The organism is Pseudozobellia thermophila (assembly GCF_900141855.1).
GTDB lineage: Bacteria > Bacteroidota > Bacteroidia > Flavobacteriales > Flavobacteriaceae > Pseudozobellia > Pseudozobellia thermophila.
The window spans coordinates 737,916-761,599 of the sequence record NZ_FQYU01000002.1 but is presented as its reverse complement, the minus strand read 5'-3'; the positions used below and the strand labels follow the sequence as shown (position 1 = coordinate 761,599).

The 23,684-nt window shown below is 48.0% G+C and carries 12 protein-coding genes; 11 read left to right on the top strand and 1 reads right to left on the bottom strand.

Going from position 1 to position 23,684, the window contains the following annotated elements; translation table 11 throughout:
* Positions 1-13: 13 nt before the first annotated feature.
* A complete protein-coding gene (locus BUB37_RS08530; RefSeq protein ID WP_094766613.1) occupies positions 14-3,319 on the bottom strand; it encodes a SusC/RagA family TonB-linked outer membrane protein in 3,306 nt (1,101 codons plus the stop codon).
* A 706-nt stretch (positions 3,320-4,025) separates the two neighbouring features.
* Here BUB37_RS08530 and BUB37_RS08525 point away from each other — a divergent pair.
* From BUB37_RS08525 to BUB37_RS08475, 11 genes are all read left to right on the top strand, one after another.
* Complete coding sequence (locus BUB37_RS08525) at positions 4,026-5,219, top strand: glycoside hydrolase family 88 protein (RefSeq protein WP_072991751.1); 1,194 nt, start codon at positions 4,026-4,028, stop codon at positions 5,217-5,219.
* A 344-nt stretch (positions 5,220-5,563) separates the two neighbouring features.
* A complete protein-coding gene (locus BUB37_RS08520; RefSeq protein ID WP_244526766.1) occupies positions 5,564-6,442 on the top strand; it encodes an alpha/beta hydrolase in 879 nt (292 codons plus the stop codon).
* Between the two features lie 3 nt (positions 6,443-6,445).
* A complete protein-coding gene (locus tag BUB37_RS08515) occupies positions 6,446-8,455 on the top strand; it encodes a glycoside hydrolase family 97 protein (RefSeq protein WP_094766612.1) in 2,010 nt (669 codons plus the stop codon).
* A gap of 75 nt (positions 8,456-8,530) precedes the next feature.
* Positions 8,531-10,909 (top strand): PDZ domain-containing protein, encoded by a 2,379-nt coding sequence (locus BUB37_RS08510; RefSeq protein WP_072992738.1) that lies wholly within the window; start codon positions 8,531-8,533, stop codon positions 10,907-10,909.
* A gap of 16 nt (positions 10,910-10,925) precedes the next feature.
* Entirely contained in the window at positions 10,926-12,281 is a 1,356-nt protein-coding gene (locus tag BUB37_RS08505) for an alpha-L-fucosidase (protein ID WP_072991748.1), read from the top strand.
* A gap of 577 nt (positions 12,282-12,858) precedes the next feature.
* Entirely contained in the window at positions 12,859-14,244 is a 1,386-nt protein-coding gene (locus BUB37_RS08500) for a right-handed parallel beta-helix repeat-containing protein (protein WP_072991727.1), read from the top strand.
* 195 nt (positions 14,245-14,439) lie between these two features.
* Complete coding sequence (locus BUB37_RS08495; RefSeq protein ID WP_212635270.1) at positions 14,440-17,199, top strand: heparinase II/III family protein; 2,760 nt, start codon at positions 14,440-14,442, stop codon at positions 17,197-17,199.
* 187 nt (positions 17,200-17,386) lie between these two features.
* The gene (locus tag BUB37_RS08490) at positions 17,387-18,430 is read left to right on the top strand and encodes a putative glycoside hydrolase (protein WP_212635269.1); all 1,044 of its coding nucleotides are present in this window, start codon (positions 17,387-17,389) and stop codon (positions 18,428-18,430) included.
* A 228-nt stretch (positions 18,431-18,658) separates the two neighbouring features.
* Positions 18,659-20,335, top strand: a complete 1,677-nt coding sequence (locus tag BUB37_RS08485) for an FAD-dependent oxidoreductase (RefSeq protein WP_072992730.1) — start codon at positions 18,659-18,661, stop codon at positions 20,333-20,335.
* Positions 20,336-20,491: 156 nt separating this feature from the next.
* Positions 20,492-21,889 carry a sulfatase-like hydrolase/transferase gene (locus BUB37_RS08480; RefSeq protein WP_072992727.1) on the top strand — a complete coding sequence of 466 codons (1,398 nt, stop codon included), beginning with the start codon at positions 20,492-20,494 and terminating at the stop codon, positions 21,887-21,889.
* Between the two features lie 15 nt (positions 21,890-21,904).
* Positions 21,905-23,578, top strand: coding sequence for a sulfatase family protein (locus BUB37_RS08475; RefSeq protein WP_072991724.1), 1,674 nt, complete (start codon positions 21,905-21,907; stop codon positions 23,576-23,578).
* The last annotated feature ends 106 nt before the right edge of the window (positions 23,579-23,684 follow it).

Here is a 23,684-nt window from a genome sequence, read left to right as displayed (position 1 = left end):
TGTTTAGTTACTGTTAAAAAGTTACTTCGATACCCAATAACACGGTAGAGGTGTAGGGTACGGTATTGCCCTGGTTGGCACTACTGCCCATTTCGGGGTCCATGCCATCCTTAACGTTCGAGATTACGAAGAGGTCGTTTCCGGTAACCGATAGGCGCACCCTTTCGAGTCCTGATTGGGCCAGGACATCCTGGGGCAATGAGTAGCCCAAGGTCAGTACCTTGGCGCGTAGGTAGGAGGCCTTAATAACGTTGATGTCGTTGATATGGCCGTAGTTCCAGTTTTTTCTTTGGCCGTTGTAAAAACTGGCAGGATACGCTGCATTGGGGGTATCCTCCGTCCATGTTTTGCCAAGGAAGGACGGGTTTTGGTTGGTCCACCAACTTCTGAACGGGTAGGCCAGGGCCCCTTCGCGAACAATGTTCTGCTTTCCAACGCCTTGAAAGAAGGCACTGAAATCAAAGCCTTTGTATTCGAGGCCGAGGTTGATGCCATAACTCATATGGGGATTGGCATCGCCAAAATATACCAGGTCGTCTTCATTGATGAGTCCGTCCCCGCTTACATCGATGCGGTTTACCGTACCGGGAACCAAGCGGTCGGCACTCCTATAGTTGGGCAAGACCGTACCGGGCTTCATTTCAAGTTGGTTCGATGGATCGACAAAACCGTATTGGTTGTAGTAGGCGAGCACCTCTTCCTCGGTTTGTAGATAGCCATCGGTCTTGTAGGTGTAGATGGCGTTCAGGGGCTTGCCTTCTATGGGGTCGTTTACGCCCAGTGCTATGGCCGTGGCCCCTTCCATTCGGGTCACCTCGCTTTCGCTGTCCCAGACCATTACTCCAAAATTGTAGTTGAGTTCCCCAACTTGGTCCCTCCAGTTCAAAGAAACCTCCCAACCGTTGGTCTTAAAGTCGCCACTATTGGTCTTTGGGGCCGAAGCTCCCAGTACTTGGGGGTAGGTAATAGGGATAAGCATATCGTTGTTCTCCCTGATAAAGTATTCCGCACTACCGCTCAAACGGTTGTTGAGCATGGCGTAATCGATACCGAAGTTGGTCGTGGCCACGCGTTCCCATGTCCTTTCGGTCGAGGTAAGCGAGGCTATGTAGGCCGTGTTGGCCAAGGCAGGGGTAGCCCCGAAAATGGTGGTACCTACGGATATGTTCGAAATGTAGTCGTAGGCACCGATACCGGTTACGGAGCCTGTTTCACCGTAGGAAGCCCTTAGTTTTAGATTGTCGAAAAAGCCATCCTTCATAAACTCCATTTCCGATAAACGAATACCTGCCGAGGCACTGAAGAAATTTTTCCATCGGTAATCGGGGTGAAGCCGCGAAGATCCGTCCCTTCGGCCCAAGGCCTCCAATAGGTAGATTCCGTCATAGTCGTAATTCAGCTTGCCAATGTAGGACACGAGACCTACGGCACTGCTCCCTGAGTAAAACCAATTTCCATTGGAATTTTTATGGGATCCCCCGTTAATCTGGGTGGTCACATCACCGGTATTGATGTCGTCCAATTCGTCCGAGGCCATGTTGGTTCGCGATTGGTAATATTTGTTGGTCTGCTCCTCTTCGGCGGTGAGTCCGGCCAAAAGGCCTAGGTTGTGTTTGCCGAACGAACGTTGGTAATTGGCTTGCAACACGTGGTTTTGGAACATGACATCGGTTTCGTAGAGTTTTACGCCCGAGGTTAACAGCGTAGTCGGGGTATAGCTGATGTTGCCGTCCCAGTCGTACATGGTAACCGATGTGGTTCTTTCCGTCCTTAGTCCGTTGCGCGAACTGAAGTTACCGTTGTATTTAAAGGACAGGCCTTTTATATACTTATCGAGGTCCAATGTAATTACCCCCCCAAGTCGAAAGATCTCCTCCTGGGTCTTGGTGCGTCCGCCTTCGTCCAGTTTGGCCAGCAGGTTGTTGGCACCGAAGATGTCGTAGTACTGCCCCTGTGGGTTGTACAGGGGGAAGAGGTACATGTCTTGCACCCCGTGGCCCACCCCTTGGGTCGGTTCATCTACCAATCGGTTGTCGTATGAAACCGTTAGTTCGGTTTTTACCATGTCGCTCATGCGGTAGGTCAGGTTGGTCCTAAAGTTGTATTTTTTGGCCCCATCGTACACAAAGGCAATCGGTGAACGTTCGTTGGCATAACCAATGGAACTTCTATAAGTGGCATTTTCACTACCGCCGGAAACCGAAAGGTCGTGACGTTGCGATAGGGTGGAACCGTAAACCGCATCGAACTGGTTGACATCGTCGAACCTGTGTTCCTTGCCAAGCCAGAAATACGAATCGGGGGCCATGGGGAGGGTACCATCGATGATAGATACCAATTCATCCCTAGTGAAAAAGCGGTAGTTCGAAGCGGCCTGTTGGGTAACGCCGTCCGCATCTACGTAGCTGATACCGTCGTTGTCGCCGGCCCGTAGCCACATTTGGGCCCATTCCTGTAAGTTGGCAACCGGGAAGTCGTGGGGGATGTTCATTTGGGTCTCCCCTTTGTAATTCACCTGCATTTTCCCTTGCTTGCCTTTTTTGGTCGTAACCAAAATAACACCCCCGGCCGCCTTCGTACCATAGATCGCAGCCGCACCGTCCTTTAATACGGAATAGGATTCTATATCGTTGGCGTTCAGGGTGGCCAGCTGCCATTCGGGAATTTCAAGACCGTCCAATAAAATGAGCGGACCAATATTGTTTACCGAGATATCGCCACGAATTTTAATGTCGGTACCCTCGTTACCGGGCCGGGAAGAGGTACGGGTTACTACTACCCCGGGTACTTCGCCCTGCAAGGCCAATGCGGCATTGGAGGTGCCTTTGCCCTTCATAATATCCTCTCCCTTTACTTGGGTGACCGAACCCGTAAGCGTCGCCTTTTTCTGGGTTCCGAAACCGACCACGACTACCTCTTCAAGGGTGGCCACGTCGGTATCCATGATAACATTGATCGTTGTGTTGCCACCAACGGTAATCTCCTTTGTGGCAAACCCGATGGAGGAGAAAACGAGTACACTGCTCGATGAAGGGACCTCAATGGTATAATTACCGTCAAAATCGGTGGTGGTACCGGTAGTGGTACCTTTTACGATAACATTGGCCCCCGGGATGGGCATACCGTCCTCGGCAGCCGTGACGGTACCGGTGATGGTAAGGTCTTGTACGGCCCTGGCATCGGTAGGCGGTTCGCCGGGATAATCACCACCCGCAAAGGCGTACAATTTAGTGTCTAAACCGCTTGTCAGAAACCCTAGGATTCCCAATAGACCGGCAATACACTTAAGCTGGGCTCGAAATGTTTTTAAATTGGTCATAAAAGTGTTATTTAAAAGTTTTCGTTGAATTGAATTTTTCAATCCATAGCGATGCATATGGATTCGGTAAAAATTGTTAAGCCAATGTTAAATAGAATTAGAGGCAGTATCGATAAATTATAATCCATAGGGTATAAATTATTGTTCATTATCAGTTCGAAGGGCCGGTAATTGGGATATTGGTAAAAAAGAGGGTGTTCAAACCCGGTCCGGTCCACCGAAAATAACAAGGGCTAAAACCGATTTATGGGTAGGCCGGTCGAAGGAGAGGGCACTAATCGGTCTTTTATAAGCCTGAAAATGCCATAAATACGGGCTTGCTGCGGGTTGACGGGTATATGGTACAATGATCGAATGGACCGTTCCGTGCCAACAATCGGTCGGAGATCAAAAAGGGGCGGTAATTTATAAGGGGTTCAAAGGTCTTGGCTTCCTGGAAAAGGGGAGGCGTAAAAAAGGGCTTTCATTGATTTCGCTTCCCCTGAACTAGGCCTAAAGTGCCCCACTATTCTCTTAAAAGGCCATTATTTTATAGCTTATGAATCATAATTTATGGGGCTTTCCCCGCTTTATGGGTAAAATTGCAGGGAACGAAATTTAGATGGGAACCCCTAAGAGGGATTCCACCAGTTTACGGGTCTATTTCGTTCGCCGTACAATTAGTTTTCACTTTTAATGATCCAGAGCGGGTCGCAAAAAAAATCAGATGAGCATAAAGCTTCCCTTTATTTTAGTTGTTTCGTTTTTACTGTTTTCATGTGCATCCAAGAAAGAAGAGCTTACCGAATTTTCAGTAGACAAGGTACTCGGCCAAAGCGTTGAAAAAATTAAAAAGGCCCAGGAAACGGTTCCGGGCGCCGATCGATTTCCTAGAAACATTCCGCAAGGGCAGACCCAATGGGAAACCGTAGGGGCCCGGGACTGGTGCAGCGGATTTTGGCCGGGAATCCTTTGGTATGCCTATGAACACTCCAAAGATGCCGATTTAAAAAATAGCGCCATGAAATCTACGGAAGCCTTAAGGCAAATCGCCTATAGTCCCGCCGAAAACCACGATATCGGTTTTATGCTGTACTGTAGTTACGGTAACGGATACCGGTTAACGGGCAACGAGGCCTATAAAGAGGTGTTGTTGGCCGCGGCCGATACCTTGGCCACCCTGTACAACCCCAATGTGGGTAGCATCCTGTCGTGGCCCGTTAAGGTGGAGGAATACCAACACAATACCATAGTCGATAATATGATGAACCTCGAATTGCTTTTTTGGGCGGCCAAGAACGGGGGCGACAAACATCTGTACGACCTATCGGAAAGCCATGCCCGCATTACCATGGACTATCTCGTTCGAGACGATGCCTCCATGTTCCACTTGGGCTCCTTCGACAGCGATACGGGCAAGTTTTTAAAGGGTGCGACCCATCAGGGCTATGCCGACGATTCGATGTGGGCCAGGGGGCAGACCTGGGGCATATACGGTTTCGCCATCGCCTATAGGGAAACGGGCAACAAGGATTTTTTAAAGACCTCGATCCGGCTTACCGATCACTTTTTGGAGCGTTTGCCGGAAGACGGTATCCCGTATTGGGATTTTGACGACCCCAAGATTCCGAATGCGCCCAAGGATGCATCGGCCGCGGCCATAGCCGCCTGTGGCATGTTGGAACTGTCCGGCTTGGTCGATGATCCGGACTTGGCGCAAAAGTACGTCGATGCCGCCAAGCACTTGATTGAAAAATTATCGGAAGAACCCTATTGGAGCGGCGATACCAACCAAGCGCTATTGCTCCATTCAACGGGCCATCACCCGAACAATTCCGAAATAGATATGCCCATTGTCTATGCCGACTATTATTATATGGAGGCCTTGCTGCGCCTAAAGAAACAGGAGGCTTCCGAATAGGTGAATGCGGAATTTTGATATGGGAGGCGGAACAACATTCCTTATACCGTTCGGGCAATTTGGCCGACCCCAAAAAGGGTTTCCTGGCCCGGTACGAAGCCAGCCTCCTTTCGATGCTAGGTCGTACCACCGCCGAAGGGAGGGCGCGATAGCGCAAATCGTCTTGAAGGAGGCGGTAGTAAGGCCTATCCTTTTTATAGGGATTGATGACCGGGCTACAAGAAAATAGGGGAAACCCATGCTATGGAATGGGGTATTTGCGATACTTTTTTGACAGATGCGTATACATTTAAGCCAATAGCTGTTAAATTTAGCGAAAATTTCGAATCGAAAAATAAGGTGAAATGAAAGATTTTAAGAACGTATGGGGCATCTTGATGTTGACTGTGGGAACCATGGCCCTGGCGCAAAAAAAACACAAGCAGGCCGTGTCCTTGCCCCACGAGGCCATTTATAAGGTTGTTCAGGGCGATACCTTGAACATGGAGTTCGTATACCCCGAAAAGGTCAAGCGAAAGAAGGCCTATCCTGCCATAGTTTTCTTTTTTGGCGGAGGCTGGAACGGGGGCACTACCAAGCAATTTGAAGATCAGGCCAAATATTTCGCTTCAAGGGGCATGATAGGGATTTTGGTCGATTACCGCGTAAAATCGAGGCATGGTACCACTCCGTTTGAAGCGGTCAGTGATGCCAAATCAGCGATGCGGTTTGTAAGGGGCAACGCCGAAAAATTTCAAATAGACCCCGATAAAATAATAGCGTCCGGGGGCTCTGCCGGAGGGCACCTGGCAGCCGCAACGGCCACCCTGAATGGCTTGGACGATACTGGTGACGATTTGTCCGTAAGCCCCAAGCCGAATGCCCTAGTGCTTTTTAACCCCGTGATCGATAACGGTAAGGAAGGTTATGGGTACGAGAGAATAGGGGAGCGATACCCAGAATTTTCACCCATGCACAACCTGAAAAAGGGCGTTCCGCCTACGATTGTTTTTCTGGGCACCAAAGACAGGTTGATACCGGTGGCCACTATGGAAAAATATAAGGCCAAAATGGAGGCTGTAGGTAGTAGGTGCGACCTATTTCTATATGAAGACCAGCCCCATGGCTTTTTCAATAGGACGAAAAAGGATGAAACGTATTACAGAAAAACGGTATATGAAGCCGATGTCTTCTTGGAATCCCTCGGGTATATAAAAGGCAAACCGACCATTAAAAAACTTTAAGATATGAAAGATATGAGCGGGTCCCAAATGAGTTTCTTTAAATGCACTGCCCTTTTTTTTGTACTTGTTACAACACTTTTGGGCTGTAATAAGGTAAGGGAACTTGGCCTAACATCACCTGACGGAACCAAGCGCATCAACTTTCTGATGACGGACAATCAAATTCGGTTCACGGTCTTCGATAAGGAAACCCAAATTTTATTGCCGTCGACCCTTGAAATTAGCGCTGACCGGTTGGATTTTAACGGTACCGTTTCCGTACTGGATACGGAATATACTTCGGAATCAAGTACATGGAATTCCGACTTTCTTGAAAAAAGTACCATCGTCAATAATTATAATCAGTTAAAGGTTTTTTTGGACCAAGGTGGTGCCAAGGTCAACTTGATATGCAGGGCTTACGATGAAGGGATTGCGATCGCTTATGAAATACCGGAACAAGCAGGGGTTTTGGAAATGGGTCTGGATGAAAAAATCCATTATAATTTTAAGGCCGATCACGATGTTTGGTCCACGCCAAAACGGGAAGCAGGGGTCTTAACGGCACAAGGAGAGTATAGAAAAATTCCCCTGTCCCGGTTGGAAAAGGGCTGTGAGCGTCCCTTGCTTGTTGAAATAAATGATAGTTTAAAGATTGCCCTTGCCGAAGCCAGGTTGGTAGATTATGCCAGGTTAAGTTTTGACAGGGGCACCGAATCCAAATACAGCATCCTTTCATCGCTTGATGGAAGGATGGGCGAACAAAAACAGGATACCGTTACGGGGGCACTTATTTCGACCAAGGAAGAACAAGGGCCCAAAGTGTACAAGAAGTTGCCATTTCAGTCGCCATGGCGGGTAGTTATGATGGGAAAGGACGAAGGCGAACTCTTGGAGAACAACTATATCATCCAAAACCTGAACGATCCTTCCGAAATTGAGGATACGTCTTGGATAAGGCCGGGCAAGGCACTTCGAGAGACTACGTTGACGACAGAAGGTGGTTTTGCGGCCATCGATTTTGTAGCCGACCACAACATGCAGTATGTGCTGTTCGATGCCGGTTGGTACGGTAACGAAATGGACGATGCATCCGATGCGACCACGGTGACCCTAGACCCGAAACGCTCCAAAGGGCCTTTTGATATAGAGGCCATATGCAATTATGCCAAGAAAAAGGGAGTCGGTGTCATTTTATACGTTAACCGCCGGGCTTTGGAAAAACAGCTTGACGAAATATTGCCCTTGTTCAAAGAGTGGGGCGTTGCCGGTATTAAATACGGTTTCGTAAGGGTTGGCGACCAAGAGGCCACGGCTTGGTTACATGAAGCGGTTAAGAAAGCGGCATCCTACGGCATGGTTCTCGATGTTCACGATGAGTACAGGCCTACCGGGTTTTCGAGGACATACCCGAATTTGTTGACCCAAGAAGGTATTCGTGGCGATGAGGAGACCGTGCCCAATGCGCATACCTTGGTAAGCATGTTTACCAGGATGCTGGCAGGTGCGGCAGACAATACGGTCTGTTATTACAACAAGAGGATAAATGAAATGGGATCCCATGCCTCACAGTTGGCCAAGACCGTTTGCCTTTTTAGCCCATTGCAATTTTTGTATTGGTACGACAAACCTCCCGCTTCCCCGGAGAAATTGGATGGCCTCTGGGGAGACACGAAACATATCGGGAACGAACCGGAACTGGAGTTTTTTGATGCCGTGCCCACCACTTGGGACGAAACCAAGGTCTTACAGGCCGAAATCGGAAAAATAGGAGTCATTGCCCGCCGTAAGGGGAGTGAGTGGTTTATAGGTGGAATTAATGGAGATCAGGCCAGAACGGTCGAACTTGATTTTGACTTTTTGGAAGGGGATATCCCCTATAGGGCAAGGCTGTACACCGACGATATATCGGTGCCGACCCGTACCCATGTTAGAATCGAAGAGAAAGATTTGACCAGTAACAGTTTGATGACGTTGCAAATAGATAAAAACAACGGATTTGCCATTCACATCACCAAAGGGGAGGGTGAATAGTAAAGACGGAGATCAAGTACCGTCCGCATGGGCCAAGGCCTGGGTAGGACCGAATCACATAGTAAGACAAACAGCATGAAAAGAGGTAAAATAGTAGTTTTTCTTTTGGGATTGATGACTCTGTGTCTTTCCTGCGGACCGGAAGAAGGCCCCATTGAGATCTTCGTCTCGCATACGGCCGCGACGAATGGCGACGACCAGGCCCCTCTTCAGTATGGCTCCTTGGAAGAGGCCGTGGCCAAGGCCGCTGAACTGAAAAAGGACAGGCCGGGGGCCGAAGTGGTCATAACCCTCGCCCCGGGGGAGTACCATCTCGAAAAAACCATTGAAATACCACCTTCGTTGAGCAAGCTTACCATTAGGGGCACAGATGCCTCAAAGGTTACGATAACAGGGGGCAGGCCACTGCAATTGGATTGGCAAAAGTACAATGAAAGCATCTATGTTGCCGAGGTATCGGAAACTGCCGATTTCGACCAGTTTCTTGTGGACGGAAAGCCCCAAATTTTGGCCCGATACCCCAATTATAACGAAGAAGGGGGCTATTGGCAGGGGTATGCCGCGGATGCCCTGTCCAAAGAGCGCGTTGCCTCGTGGGAAAATCCCGTAGGGGCCTATTTCCATGCCATGCACAACGGTCGATGGGGCGGGTTTCATTTTCGGGTAACGGGGGTCGACGAAGACGGAACACCGATTTTGGAGGGGGGCCACCAAAACAACCGGGCCTCGAAACCCCACGGGGAATTCCGTATGGTGGAAAATGTCTTTGAGGAGTTGGACACTGCCGGGGAATGGTTTCTAGACCCAAGCAACAACAAACTGTACTACTGGCCACCTGCGAACGTAGATATGGGGTCGGCCCGCTTTGAGGTCTCCGTCTTAAAGGATTTGGTCCGGGCCGTGGGCACTTTGCAATCTCCCGTGAAAAATGTCACCCTTAGTGGAATTACCTTTAAGAACACCCAGCGTACGTTTATGGAAGATTTTGAGCCGCTTTTGCGCAGCGATTGGACCATTTACAGAGGGGCTGCCGTCTTCTTTGAAAACACCGAAAACTGTACGGTTGAAAATAGCGTGTTTACCCATCTGGGCGGTAATGTAATCATGGCCAGCAAGTACAACAAGGGCCTTATTGTAACCGGCAACCACATATACGACTGTGGCGCAAGTGGGGTATCGTTCATAGGCGACCCTTCCGCCGTGCGGTCACCCTCCTTTAATTATTCGGAGTTTGTGCCCGTGGCCGAAATGGATACCGTGGCGGGACCGAAAAACGAGGCATATCCACGGGAGTGCTTGGTAGAAAACAACCTTATACATAAGACCGGTCGGTTGGAGAAACAGACGGCAGGCGTACAGATCGCCATGGCCATGGATATTACGGTTCGCCACAACAGTATCTACGATGTACCTAGGGCGGGCATCAATATCGGCGACGGTACCTGGGGGGGACACATTTTGGAATACAACGATGTATTCAATACCGTTTTGGAAACCAGTGACCACGGGTCTTTCAATTCGTGGGGAAGGGATAGGTTTTGGCACCCCAATAGAGCGGTGATGGACAGTTTGACCGATGCGAACCCCAATATGTGGAAATGGGACGCCATTCACACCACGATTATAAGAAACAACCGATTCCGCTGCGACCACGGGTGGGATATCGACCTCGATGACGGCTCATCCAATTACCACATCTACAACAACCTGTTGTTGAACAATGGCCTAAAATTAAGGGAAGGATTTGCCAGGGTCGCAGAGAACAACATTATGGTCAACAACTCCCTGCATCCCCATGTATGGTTTAAAAACAGCCAAGATGTATTCCGGCACAACATTGTACAAAAGGCCTATCAAGATATAAGGCTAGACGGTTGGGGAAAGGAACTGGACCATAACTTGTTCCCCAATGAGGTAAGTATGATGAAATCGAGGGTGTACGACCGTGATTTGAACAGTGTTTATGGAGACCCCTTGTTCAAGGATCCCGCACATCTCGATTTTTCCGTTCTCGAAAATTCGCCTGCTTTCAAAATCGGATTTAAAAATTTCCCGATGGACAAATTTGGCGTGCAAAAGCCCGAATTGAAAGCGCTTGCCAAAACACCTGAAGTCCCTAATTTGAATGAAAAAACGAAGGAGGGGGCCGAAACGGCACCGGTTATGACCTGGTTGCGAAACAAGCTGAAAAATGTCTCCTCAAAGGAAGAGCAGTCGGCCTACGGTCTAAACACGGCCGAAGGTGTCATCGTCTTAAGTGTTTGGGAGCAAAGTCCGGCCGTACTGAACAAAGGCCTAAAAGCGGGGGATGTAATCGTACAGGCCAATGGAAAAAAGCTAAAAGGGATAAGGGACTTCTTCAATGTGGTTATGGAAACGAAGACCCAAGAAAAATTGGACCTTACCGTAGTTAGAAATCAATCGGAAATACAATTATCCATTAGAACCAAGTAATCTTAATCAAGAGAAAATGAAAGGAATAGTAAAATCTATTTTGTTCGCATGTGTTGCGATATCGACCTTGGGCCAGGGCCTGGCCCAAGATAAGGAAGTAAAAAAACTGTCTGACGACGAACGTATGGCATGGTGGCGCGATGCCAAATTTGGCATGTTCATCCATTGGGGCGCCTACTCTATAATAGGGGGTGAACGCGGAGAGCAAATAGCAGGTGGCGGCGCGGAATGGGCCATGGATAAATTGGATTATACCATCGAGGAATATGAGAAATTTCCGCGAATGTTCAATCCGCAGCTCTTTAATGCCGATGACTGGGTTAAAATGGCCAAGGATGCAGGCATGAAATACATTGTAATTACCTCAAAGCACCACGACGGGTTTTGCCTGTGGGATTCAAAAGTAACCGATTACGATATTATGGATACCGCCCCGTTTAAGCGCGACATCATAAAAGAACTGGCCGAAGCCTCGAGAAAGCAAGGCATCAGGTTCGGGGTTTACCATTCCATAGTCGATTGGCACCATCCACAGGCCCAGGGCAACCTATACCCCAATTACAATGCGGGGCAGAAAGATCAAACGGTCGTAAATCCTGAGTTTCCAGAGTATTACAAGAACTACCTAAAGCCCCAGGTAAAAGAGTTGTTGACCCATTACGGCGATATCGACGTGGTTTGGTTCGATGGCGATTGGATCGCCGACTACACTACCGAAATGGGTAAGGAGATGTACGATTTCATTCGTGAAATCCAGCCGAATACCATTATCAACAACCGGGTCGACAAGGGCAGAAAGGGTATGGAAGGTATGGATAGGGAAGGAAATTTTGCCGGTGATTTCGGTACCCCGGAACAAGAAATTCCCGCTACGGGCATCGATGAGGACTGGGAATCGTGCATGACCATGAACGGTACCTGGGGCTACAAACCCGATGATACCAATTGGAAGAGCAGCGAAGACCTCATTCAAAAACTGGTCGATATCGTATCGAAAGGGGGTAATTTTCTGTTGAACATCGGTCCCGATGGCTACGGTAGGTTTCCGGCCCAAAGCATACGCAGGTTAAAGGCCATGGGCGAATGGACCAAGGCCAACGCCGAGGCGATCTACGGGGCCAAGGCGAGTCCCTACGATATGCCCGAATGGGGCCGGTACACCAGTAAGGACGGTGTAATCTACGCCCATGTTTTTAATTGGCCCGAAGACGGAAAATTAAAGCTGAACAAAAACATCAAACTAAAAAAAGCCTCCCTATTGGCAAGTCCGAATACCGAGATTAAGGTAGACAAGACATCGGATGGCCCGGTTTTGCAATTGCCGGGGTCGGCTCCCGACGAAAGCGTTACGGTGGTGAAGTTGTCACTTTAGCATGGTGGGGTATTGAGCTCTTGTGGTAAACCATGAACGTGGATTCGAACATAAATCCCTATGCCCCAGGTCAAAATCAAGTTAAAGCATCATAGTTTATAGAGAATGAACTATGATTTAATCAAACTTTGATCAAAAAAAGTAACATTGCTATCCCTTTAAAAAGACGGGCGATGTTATTTTTTTATCGATGAACATCAAGGACAAGTCTATGGCAGCTGCAGTAAGACAAAAACGGGGTAGGTACGTTGCGCCTTTTCCGTTTACGACTTTGGGCTCTACGTGTTCCGCCCAGTGAAGCTGTTGGAAAGACCGGGTCAATGGTGCCCATGGACCAAAAGTTCGGTACGGGACTGAATAAGGCAATGAATCCCAGATCCCTGCCAAGAAGTTTTGAGCGGTTTAAGATCCGCATTGGTGAGGCGATGAAGACGGTTTTATAGGATGGCTACCATAGGAGGGTTCTTGTACGTTCCGAGCTTGGTATTTATGGGGAATAAAATAAAGATCCCCTGGCCTATACAAAGGATGCAAAGGGTCTGGGGTGAATTGAATAATAAAAGGAAATGGCATTCAAATGAAGTATGGTAAACTGATTTTAGCGATTGTTTGCGTATTTGTACTGGCAACATCATTTAAGGGAAAGGCCCTTAAGGAGGATCCACAGGAACTTATCGAGGTCGCTACCCTATCCGAATTTAAGACATATCTAAACCAGGATGGGGTAAAGGTCAAATTGGCACCGGGCAATTATCAAATTGATGAAGCCCGGAAAATAAGATTCATGGAGTTTACGGGCAATAACACCCATTTCGACCTCAGCGGGGTACGGTTCATGGTCGATACAAAACTATTTGGCCGCGATGATCTGGAATTGAGCGATGATGGCAACGGTATGTATTGTGCCATTGAGATTTCCGGTAATAATGTAACCCTCGAAGGGCTGTACATTGAAACCTATGGGGATACACCGGGAAGACAGAGCAAAAACAAGATTTTTAATGTGGTGGGGGAGGATGTGACCCTTAAAAACATTGAAATCCGTACGGCAGGTTCCAGTCCTTGGGGCTATGGAAGTCTATATGGCCTAGGTGGTGGTGATGTGCGAAAAATGAACGGGATCCGCGTAGGCTACCCGGCAAAGAATGCCAAACTGATAGGATGCCAGGTGCACATGCGGGCCATGGGACATGCCATCTTTTTACAAGGGGCGGAGAACACCCTAATAGAAGATTGTCATGTGGATGGACTGCTTAAGACCACGGATGCCATTCTCTCGGAAACTTCGGGCTATGCCTTCGATAAAAACTTTTATGCAGGCAAGGGAGGGTATGTAGAAGGAACCATGATCGGGGAGGATGGCAAAATCCTACCGGGGGAAATCATTTCGCTAAGCGAGGACGGAATTCGGATGTACCCCGAATACAACGGACACAAAACCAAGAATACAACCGTCAAAAACTGCACGGTCACCCAAATGCGAAGAGGTATTTGCACAGGTTTGAGTACATCTGGGGATAAGATCATCGATTGTGTGGTGCGCGATTGTGTGGCAACAGGTTTTAATGTGGGCAATCGGGACACTTTGATCAATTGTAGTGCGGACGCCAAATATTCGGAAGCATTCTGTATTCCCTATACCAACGCCAAGGGCGCATATGTAGAAATGGAAATATTGGATAGCAGGGGGGGCATGGCCAACGATCTGCTGGCAAAAATAAATGGTACAGGGCATGAAGTGATCATCACCACTTCCGACCCCGGGCATATTCCCGGGAATTTGGATATCAAACTATCCGTTTGGGAAGGTTATGGCAACTTCAACAAAAAGGCAAAAATGCATGCGACCGATATCAAATTGGATAACCGGACAGCGGCCAATGTCATCCTATATCTGGGTACCACGAACCCGAAAATTAAAAGTAAAGGAGCCGTGAAGGAAGCGACAAGCCCAAATGAATGAAATGCCGACGACTTAATAAAAAGAACCAATTAAAAACGTACTTATGATTTTTGGAATGACCTTGATCTTAATGACTTTGTGTTTTTTAGTCTCCCGTGGTACCGAAACCAAAACTGGGCGAATTGTCTTTTACGTTTGCCCTGAACCGACTTGTGACGTAAACGGACATTAAAAATGCATGTGAAAAAATACAAAATGGGAAGAACGGTCGCCAAGACCTATGCTTGGGTAGCCGGTTTGTTGATGTATACCTTGGCGGCAAATGCGCAAAGCGTTGACAAAATTCCCCTGCCTGGCCATATGGAGCAAGGCTACCCTAGGCTGTACATTACCCAACAGGAAAAGAAGGCCCTCGAAAAGACCATAAAAAGGGAAGCCTGGGCACAGGAGGTGCTCAAGGGGATTCACAATCGTATCGATGAACATGTGGAACGCCATATAAACGACCCCGAATGGATGGTTTCCCGGTTGATGATGTATTGGAAAACCAAGGCGACCAAGGTGTATATCAATGGTATTTACTACTCGCACGCCGATGGCGAGGCCCCGGTGCCCACGGTACGCTTTACGGGCTCCCGCGACTATACCACAAATTACGCTATGCCCGACTTGGAGGACATCCTTCCGTATATGGACGATGAACGCGGACTTTATCTGCGGAACAAGACCAAGGCGGGAAATCCCTTGGAGTGGGTAGAGCCATCCAAAACAGGAGGGATCATCCATAGGCACAACCAAAAGATCATGGGCTTGGCCCGCGATGCCGCTTTTGTGTACTGGTTGGAAAACGATGCTTCCTTTGCCAAGTTCGCCTTCGATATCTTTGATACCTACATGACGGGAATGTACTACCGCGACGAGCCCATCGATTTGCTGAACGGGCACATCCAAACCCTGGTCGGCCTGGAGTGTTTCCAGGTCATTCATGAGAACACCTTGGTCTACGCCTCGGAACTTTACGATTTTCTACACCGATACATCGAAAAAAACCATCCTGAAAAAATCAAGATCTACGATGCGACCATTAAAAAATGGAACGACCAGATCATTAAAAATGGCGTGCCCCAAAACAATTGGAACCTGCATCAGGCCAAGATCATTTTAAAGGCGGCCATGGTGTTGCGCGACAATGCGTTTTACGACGACAAAAAGGGACGCGAATATTATATCGATTATATTTTGAACGTAACCTCCGCCCGCCAATGGTCCTTGACCAAGTTTATGGATTACGGTTACGACAAAAACAACGGCGTTTGGGCCGAGTGTCCCGGGTACTCCTTTGGGGTTACGGGCGATTTGACCCATTTTATCAACGATTTTGACAATACCTTTGACCACAACATCCTGCCCTATATGCCGGTTATGAAAAAGGCGGTAAAGGTGCTGCCGCAGTATTTGTTCCCCAATGGGCAAACGGTGGCTTTTGGCGACAGTTATTACGGGGGACTGAAAATGGAGGCCATTAGCGATATGATCCGTACGGCACAGAAAAATAAGGACAAGGAACTGGAGAAGGAATTTACCGAAATGTACCGCTTGTTCGCCCCGGAGGAGGTCAAAACATCGAATTCGAACCGAAAGCCGAAGGCCGATATCAGCTCCTTCTTTGCCAGCAAGCCGGTAGAACTCAATGCCAAGTACGGCAAGGGCGATATTAAAGATTACATCACCCAAACCTTTAACGCCCCCAATGTCAGTTGGCACGTACAACGCATGGGGACGGGTAAGCACGGTATGATGGTCTCCCTAAACGGATCCCTGGGCAACCATATGCACGCCAACGGCATCAATTTGGAACTGTACGGCAAGGGCTTTGTGCAAGGCGCCGACCCCGGAAAGGGCGCAGGATATTTGCAGCCTATCTATTTGGAATATTACTCACAGTTTCCTGCGCATAATACAGTGATGGTAGACGGGGTGTCGTCCTATACCGAAATGCTGAGTTACCACGCTTTTGACTTGATGGGAGAATATCCAAAATCGGGACAGAAAGAAGGATTTTACCCTAACATCACGTATTCCGATGTCTATTTTCTGGAACCTGAGACACGCAGTGACCAATCGCGCCTCGTAAGCATTGTAAAAACGGGTGCGGAAACGGGGTATTACATCGATGTGTTCCGCTCCAAAAAGCAGCGGAAGGGCGATAAATTCCACGATTATTACTACCACAACCTGGGGCAGGGTATGAAAGTCATGGATGCGGCCGGAAATCCCTTGGAGCTGACGCCCAGTGAAGAGATGGGCTTTGCGGGCGGACACTTGTATGCCTTGGATTATATGTGGGACAAAAAAGCGGCGAGGTATGAAGAAGACTATCAAGTAGAATGGAAAATCGATTTCCCCGATGAAAAGGAAGATGTTTTTATGAATTTATGGATGAAGGGAACCGAAGGCCGTGAAGTGTTCGCCATCAAATCACCGCCCAACAAGGCCTTTAAGGGTGACCACGGCCTGCCCTACGAAGTCGATAAGGCACCTTACCTGACCTTGGCGGCCAGGCAGCATGGTCCGGCTTGGGAAAAGCCCTTCGTAGCGGTGTATGAACCTTTTACCTCCAGTGAGGGAAAAAGCATCGAAAAGATTTCAAGCTTTGACGATGAAAACGGCAATCCGGAGTTCGTGGGCTTGAACATAATCCATAAATCGGGCCGTGAAGATGTGGTCTTTTCTTCCGCCAACCATAATAGGGTCCATTATAAAGACATGGCGACCGATGCCACCTATACCTTGGTGGCCTATGAAAAGAACGGGGATTGGGTGGTTTTTGTCGGAAACGGAAAAGAGGTAAGGGCCAATGGCTATACTATTAGGGCTTCCGATATAGGCAATATGGTATTGGAACATAAAAACGGTGAGCTGCTCCTGCACAACGAAGTGCCTGTTACCGTAGGCCGTAATAATTCAGAAAAGAAATTTAGTGCCGGGGCATTGCGAAAAATTGTACTGGAATAATTAAAGGAAAATGAAGAATAAAGCGCTATTTCGAATTCGGTTCCCAAAAACCTTAGGTGTCGTTTGTGGTTTCATCGCACTAAACTGGGGTTCATATGCCCAAGAAGCATCATCGCTGTTTGTAAGTGATGGTCCTAGTTTTAAGGCAAAGGGCTATTTTCCAAAATTTAGTTGGGACACTACACCAATGTACTATCACTTTGGGGATATTGACCGGGTCTTGGAGCCCCAAGAGGTTGATTTTATAGCCAACAGAACGGATTTTGTCTGTATCGAAAAATCGCATGCGTTTAACTCGCTCGGCGATGCCGTGCTCGGAACAAAGCACGAAGTGGAGGCATTTCACAAGGTAAAGCCGGAGGCTAAAGTCCTGTTCTACTACAATTCCTATGTGGCATGGCCCTTTACACGGTTCAATAAAGACCTCACCCCTAAGGGCATCGCCAAGAACAAGGAACTGGCCAAATTCTTGGCGATCGATCCCAAGACCGGCAAGTTGCTTGAAAAAACAAACGGTCCGGCATTTTCGTACTATTTCGATGCCTTAAACCCGGAATTTCGCAAATGGTGGGTGGCCTCGGCCCTTGAAGGCATTAAAATTTCGGGTGCCGATGGTATTTTTGTCGACCGGATGAATGTGGACGAAAAGGCAGGTTATCATGTAGATGACTTGGCCGAATTGGCAAGGGCCAAAGGGGAAATGATGGCCGCGCTAAAGGAAGGGATACCCGATAAAATATTGGTCGGTAATAATGCCGCCCGCACCAAGGAGGTCTTCCCCCATTGCGATGCCTTTATGTTCGAGCATTATAACGCGACGGTTACCAATAAGGAGAACTTACTCAAAGAATGGAACGATATGGTTCGCATTGCCAAGGCGGGTAAGATCTCCATCTATCGTTTCGGCGCCAAGGGAAAGGGGCGAAACGATATCACCATGGGGGCTACGAAAACAGGCGGTATAGAACAACGGTCGAAGGAGCAATTAGAATTTTACCATGCCTGTTACCTTATTGGAGCCCAGCCATATTCGTATTTTCAGTGGAATTGGGGGTGGAACCTGGAGGATGGCAACCTGGTCGATTACCCGGCATTGCGAAAACCGCTAGGGAAACCCAAGGGGGCCTTTAAACGCGAAAACCCGGAGGGATGGGTGTTTACACGTGAATTTGAGCATGCAAGTGTTTGGGTTGATACGGAGGCGCGAAAAGCGAAAATTACGTGGCATTAAGATATTGGAAAACAGCTACCACAGATTATCGGTGCTGTCTATAGGGTGCCCACAAACGGACAGAACGGGGATGAGGGGAAATAGGTAACGTGGTCCCAAGGCAAAAAGGCGAACAGCTCGTATGGTCTATTGAAGTTGGGTAACCTTAGCATAATAGAAAAGAACAACAAAAGGAAATCGGTAATTACATATCGATTCTTCTTAAATAACCAATGTAAGACCAAGCTTATGAAACGATTGATCAAAGTATTAAAAAGTACCATTTTAACCGCCCTTGCCTTGTATTATTTGGGATGTACTTCGAATAAGGAGGCGTCCGATATCGATGCCGAAGTAGTTATTTATGGCGGTACATCGGCGGCAATCGCAACAGCCGTACAATTGGCCCGAATGAACAAATCCCTTATTATCGTCTGCCCCGAAAAACATATCGGGGGACTTTCGGCGAGCGGATTGGGCTTTACCGATTTGGGCAACAAGCAGGTGATAGGGGGGATATCGAAAGAGTTTTACCAAGAAATCTATAAACATTATCAGAACGATGATGCCTGGAGGTGGCAACCGCGAGACGAATATGACAACGTCGGCCAAGGAACCACGGCCATAGACGATGAGTATAAGACCATGTGGACTTTTGAGCCGCACGTGGCGGAACAGACCTTTGAAAAGTTCGTAAAAGGCCACAACATAACCATTCTTAGGGATAAATGGCTTGACCGTGAAAATGGGGTAGAGGTAGAGGACGGCAAAATAACGGCGATAACCATGTTGGACGGCACTACCTACAAAGCAAACATTTTTGTCGATGCCACTTATGAAGGCGACCTAATGGCTGCGGCCGGGATCAATTATCACGTGGGCCGCGAGGCGAATAGCGTGTATAACGAACAATGGAACGGGGTACAAAAAGAACAATTTCACCACAGCCATAATTTTGGGGACCGAAAAATCAGTCCGTATGTAATTCCAGGAGACCCCACCAGTGGGGTGTTGCCACGTATATCGACCGAACCCCCCGGAGAGCAGGGGTCGGGAGACAAACGTGTACAAGCCTATAACTATAGGCTGTGCACCACCAATGCCGAAGGAAATATCGTGCCTTTTGAGAAGCCGGAAAACTACGACCCGGCCCAATATGAATTGCTCAGAAGGGTTTTCAAGTCGGGCAGGTATTCGATGTTCGGCGGAGGCAAAATACCGAATAAAAAGCGGGATGTAAACAATGTTGGTCCGTTTAGTTCCGACAATATTGGGATGAACTATGAGTACCCCGAGGCACCTTATGAAAAACGAAAAGAGATCCTGGAAGAGCACATTAACTACCATAAAGGATTATTGTATTTCTGGGGTCACGATGAAAGCGTTCCCGAAAGGTTGAGGGAAAACATCCGTAAATGGGGACTTGCAAAAGACGAATTTGTAGACAATGGCCATTGGCCCTACCAAATCTACGTGCGGGAGGCCCGAAGAATGATCGGCGATTATGTAATGACCGAGAATGAAATCATGGGAAGGAAAAAAGTAACAAAGCCTATCGGTATGGGGTCGTACACGATGGACTCCCACAATGTACAACGCTATATTACCGAGGAAGGTTACGTACAAAACGAAGGGGATTTGGGGGTAGAGCCTCCAGGGCCTTATCAAATCCATTTGGGAACGATCTTGCCCAAAAAGGAGGAGTGCAAAAATTTATTGGTTACCGCAGCGGTTTCCAGTTCGCACATCGCCTTTGGTTCTATTCGTATGGAGCCCGTATTTATGATATTGGGGCAAAGTGCGGGAACCTTGGCGGCTTTGGCCCTCGAAAAGGACAAGGATATCCATGAAATCCCGTACCCGACCCTAAGGGAAAAACTTTTGGCAGATGGGCAGGTTTTGGAGTACAGGTCACCGGAAGAATAGGGTTCGAACAAGGGGAGGGGCTATAGCCCGGCTTGGTCCGGCCCTGGGAAAACAGTAGTTGAAGAACTGGAGTGTAATTGCAAAAACATAAATGTAAGGATGTTAAAGAATACTTTTCATGTACTTGTTTTAGTTGCCTTTGGGCTAAATTTCGCATTGGGCCGATCTCAAGGCCGGCAACAACAAAATAGGCCGAACATAGTAGTGTTTCTATGCGACGACCTGGGCTATGGCGACCTGTCGTCTTTTGGACATCCGACGATCAAGACCCCGAACATTGACCAACTGGCCGAGACGGGTATAAAAATGACGAATTTTTATTCGGCCGCTCCCGTTTGTTCCCCTTCCCGTGTAGGTTTATTGACCGGTCGTAGTCCGAATAGGGCAGGCGTCTATGACTTTATTCCCGGCCCCAAAAAGAGCGAGGACCTTAGGCATTTGGTACACCTTCAAAAGGGGGAGGAGACCATCCCCCAGCGCTTAAAGACCGTAGGCTATTCCACGGCCCTGGTGGGCAAATGGCACTGCAGTTCGCTTTTTAACCACCCGGCGCAACCCCAACCCGATGCCTTTGGGTTCGACTATTGGTTCGCTACGCACAACAATGCATCGCCCAGTCATGAAAACCCCAAAAACTTTGTCAGGAACGGCAAAGACGTGGGGCCCATGGAAGGCTTTAGTTGTCAAATCGTCGTGGATGAGGCCATCGATTGGCTGGACAAAAAAGATGATGATGCCCCCTTCTACCTGCAGGTAACCTTTCATGAGCCCCATGAACCGATCGCTTCTCCCGAAGATTTGGTAAAAGAATACCTTCCCTACGCCAATAATGAAGCAGAGGCCCAATTTTTTGCCAATGTCGCCAATGTTGACAAGGCCGTAGGGCGCTTGCTGGATTATTTGAAAAGGAAAGGAGCCGACAATACCATTGTAATCTTTACCTCCGATAACGGACCCGAAACCTTGAACAGGTATTCAAGGGCCCAAAGGAGCTTTGGCCGAACAGGGGGCTTGAAAGGAAGAAAATTATGGACGACCGAAGCGGGTTTCCATGTTCCCGGTATCGTAAAGTGGATGGGAAGGGATACCTATAGCGGTACGACCGATGCCGTGGTTTCGGCGCTCGATATCTTGCCTACGCTTTGTGAAATTACGGGTGCCGAATTACCAAATAAGGAACTTGATGGCGAATCTTTTGTATCTCTTCTAAAAAACGGACAGTTTTTTAGAAAAAAACCGCTAATTTGGGGGTTTTATAATGCCCTGAACGAACATCAGGTAGCTATGCGCCATGGCGATTATAAAATATTGGCCAGATTGAAATACAAGGGAGACTACCTTCCCCGGCTGAACAATATACATAGCGGTAACGAAGCCCTGGTTAAAACCAGTGAGCTGACCGATTTTGAGTTGTACAACCTAAAGGACGACCCTAGGGAGACCACCGACCTTTCTGTCGATTCCCCCGTCGTGTTCGGGCAAATGAAGCGCCTACTTGAAAAGGAATACGGCCTTCTTTTAAAAGGGAGCCACGTATGGCAAAACGAAGAATAATTATAAATATAGGGTATGAAAATACTTGAGGTTAAAACAAAGGGGGCTAGGTTTTTTGTAGTGGCAATTATAAGTGCCCTTGCATTTTTGGGCTGTAACGAAAAACCGGAAGCCAAGAAGCCAAAAAAAACGCAGAAGCCGAATATTCTGTTCATCATGTCCGATGATCACGCCTATCAGGCGATAAGTGCCTATGGCAGTAAATTGATAAAGACCCCCAATATAGACCGGTTGGCCAAGGAAGGGATGTTGTTTACCAATGCCAGTGTCACCAATTCGATCTGTGCACCGTCTAGGGCGACCATCCTTACGGGAAAACATACCCACATAAACGGGAAGATCGACAACCTGATGCCCTTCGATACCACACAGGTCACCTTTCCCCAAATTTTTCAAAAAAACGGCTATCAGACGGCCATGTTCGGCAAGTTGCATTTTGGGAACAATCCGAAGGGGGTAGACGATTTTATGATCCTGCCCGGCCAGGGTTTTTATATCAATCCGGATTTTATTACCTCTAAGGGAGACACCACGATTACCGGTTATGTTACCGATATCATTACCGACGTTACCCTAAATTGGCTTAAGGAGGAACGGGACGAGGACAAGCCCTTTATGATGATGTACCTCCATAAAGCGCCGCATAGGCCATGGTGGCCAACTCCCGAAAAATTCAAGGAATTTACCAAGAAAGAGTTTCCGGAGCCGGAGACCTTGTTCGACGATTATAGCAATCGCGGAACCGCCGCCAAAACGGCCGAGATGAACTTGTTCACCCATATGATGTACAGCCACGATAGCAAGATCAGACCCGAACTGCTCGAAAAAATGGGCGATAAGGTGACCCCGAAGGTAGAGGAGTTCAAGAATGGGTTTTACGGCCCCTACGGACGTGCCAATAGGGAGCAGAAAGCAAAGTACGATGAGGTGTTGGATGAGATCAATGCCGAGTTTGAAAAGAATTGGCCCACGATGACCGATGAGGAAAAAATGCGCTGGAAATACCAACGCTACATGCAAGATTACCTGGCCTGTATTTCTTCGGTCGACGATAATGTCGGTCGAGTCCTGGATTATTTGGAGGAAAGCGGACTCGCCGAAAATACCATTGTGGTATACACCTCCGACCAAGGCTTTTATCTCGGGGAGCATGGTTGGTTCGATAAAAGGTTTATCTACGACCAATCCTTTAAGACGCCTTTGATCATTAAATGGCCAAATACGATCGAACCGGGGTCGGTAGAGAACGAAATGGTACAGAACCTCGATTTTGCACCGACCTTTCTCGAAGCGGCCGGTATTGAGGTCCCTTCCGATATGCAAGGAGAAAGTCTAATGCCCTTATTGAAGGGTGAAAAGGAAAAATGGAACCGGGATGCCGTATACTACCATTACTACGAGTATCCGAGCGTACACATGGTAAAGCGCCATTACGGGATCGTTACCAAGGAATACAAGCTGGCCCACTTTTATTTCGACGTTGACGAATGGGAACTGTACGACCGCTTGAACGACCCACATGAATTGAACAACGTCTATGACCATCCCGATTATGCCGAGGTGGTTGAGGAGTTAAAGCAGAAACTAAAGGAACTCAGAAAAAAATACAAAGACTCGCCCGAGCTCGACCAAAAGTACATCGACATCTATAAAAAAATGAAGGCCGAAAAAGAGAACGACTTTTGGTAGAAGAGGCCCACAACCATTGGGCGCGCATATATTTCACAAGGGTTGAAAGCTGGTAGCCATGGTTGACGCACATTTTGAACTTGGGGATTAAGAATTAAAAAATGTT

What these genes read in the sequence shown, in the direction of transcription:
- BUB37_RS08525 (WP_072991751.1), top strand. Translation starts at nt 4,026, where the DNA reads ATGAGCATAAAGCTTCCCTTTATTTTAGTTGTTTCGTTTTTACTGTTT.
- BUB37_RS08500 (WP_072991727.1), top strand. Translation starts at nt 12,859, where the DNA reads ATGAAGTATGGTAAACTGATTTTAGCGATTGTTTGCGTATTTGTACTG.
- BUB37_RS08510 (WP_072992738.1), top strand. Translation starts at nt 8,531, where the DNA reads ATGAAAAGAGGTAAAATAGTAGTTTTTCTTTTGGGATTGATGACTCTG.
- BUB37_RS08485 (WP_072992730.1), top strand. Translation starts at nt 18,659, where the DNA reads ATGAAACGATTGATCAAAGTATTAAAAAGTACCATTTTAACCGCCCTT.
- BUB37_RS08495 (WP_212635270.1), top strand. Translation starts at nt 14,440, where the DNA reads ATGGGAAGAACGGTCGCCAAGACCTATGCTTGGGTAGCCGGTTTGTTG.
- BUB37_RS08530 (WP_094766613.1), bottom strand. Translation starts at nt 3,319, where the DNA reads ATGACCAATTTAAAAACATTTCGAGCCCAGCTTAAGTGTATTGCCGGT.
- BUB37_RS08505 (WP_072991748.1), top strand. Translation starts at nt 10,926, where the DNA reads ATGAAAGGAATAGTAAAATCTATTTTGTTCGCATGTGTTGCGATATCG.
- BUB37_RS08515 (WP_094766612.1), top strand. Translation starts at nt 6,446, where the DNA reads ATGAAAGATATGAGCGGGTCCCAAATGAGTTTCTTTAAATGCACTGCC.
- BUB37_RS08520 (WP_244526766.1), top strand. Translation starts at nt 5,564, where the DNA reads ATGAAAGATTTTAAGAACGTATGGGGCATCTTGATGTTGACTGTGGGA.
- BUB37_RS08490 (WP_212635269.1), top strand. Translation starts at nt 17,387, where the DNA reads ATGTACTATCACTTTGGGGATATTGACCGGGTCTTGGAGCCCCAAGAG.
- BUB37_RS08475 (WP_072991724.1), top strand. Translation starts at nt 21,905, where the DNA reads ATGAAAATACTTGAGGTTAAAACAAAGGGGGCTAGGTTTTTTGTAGTG.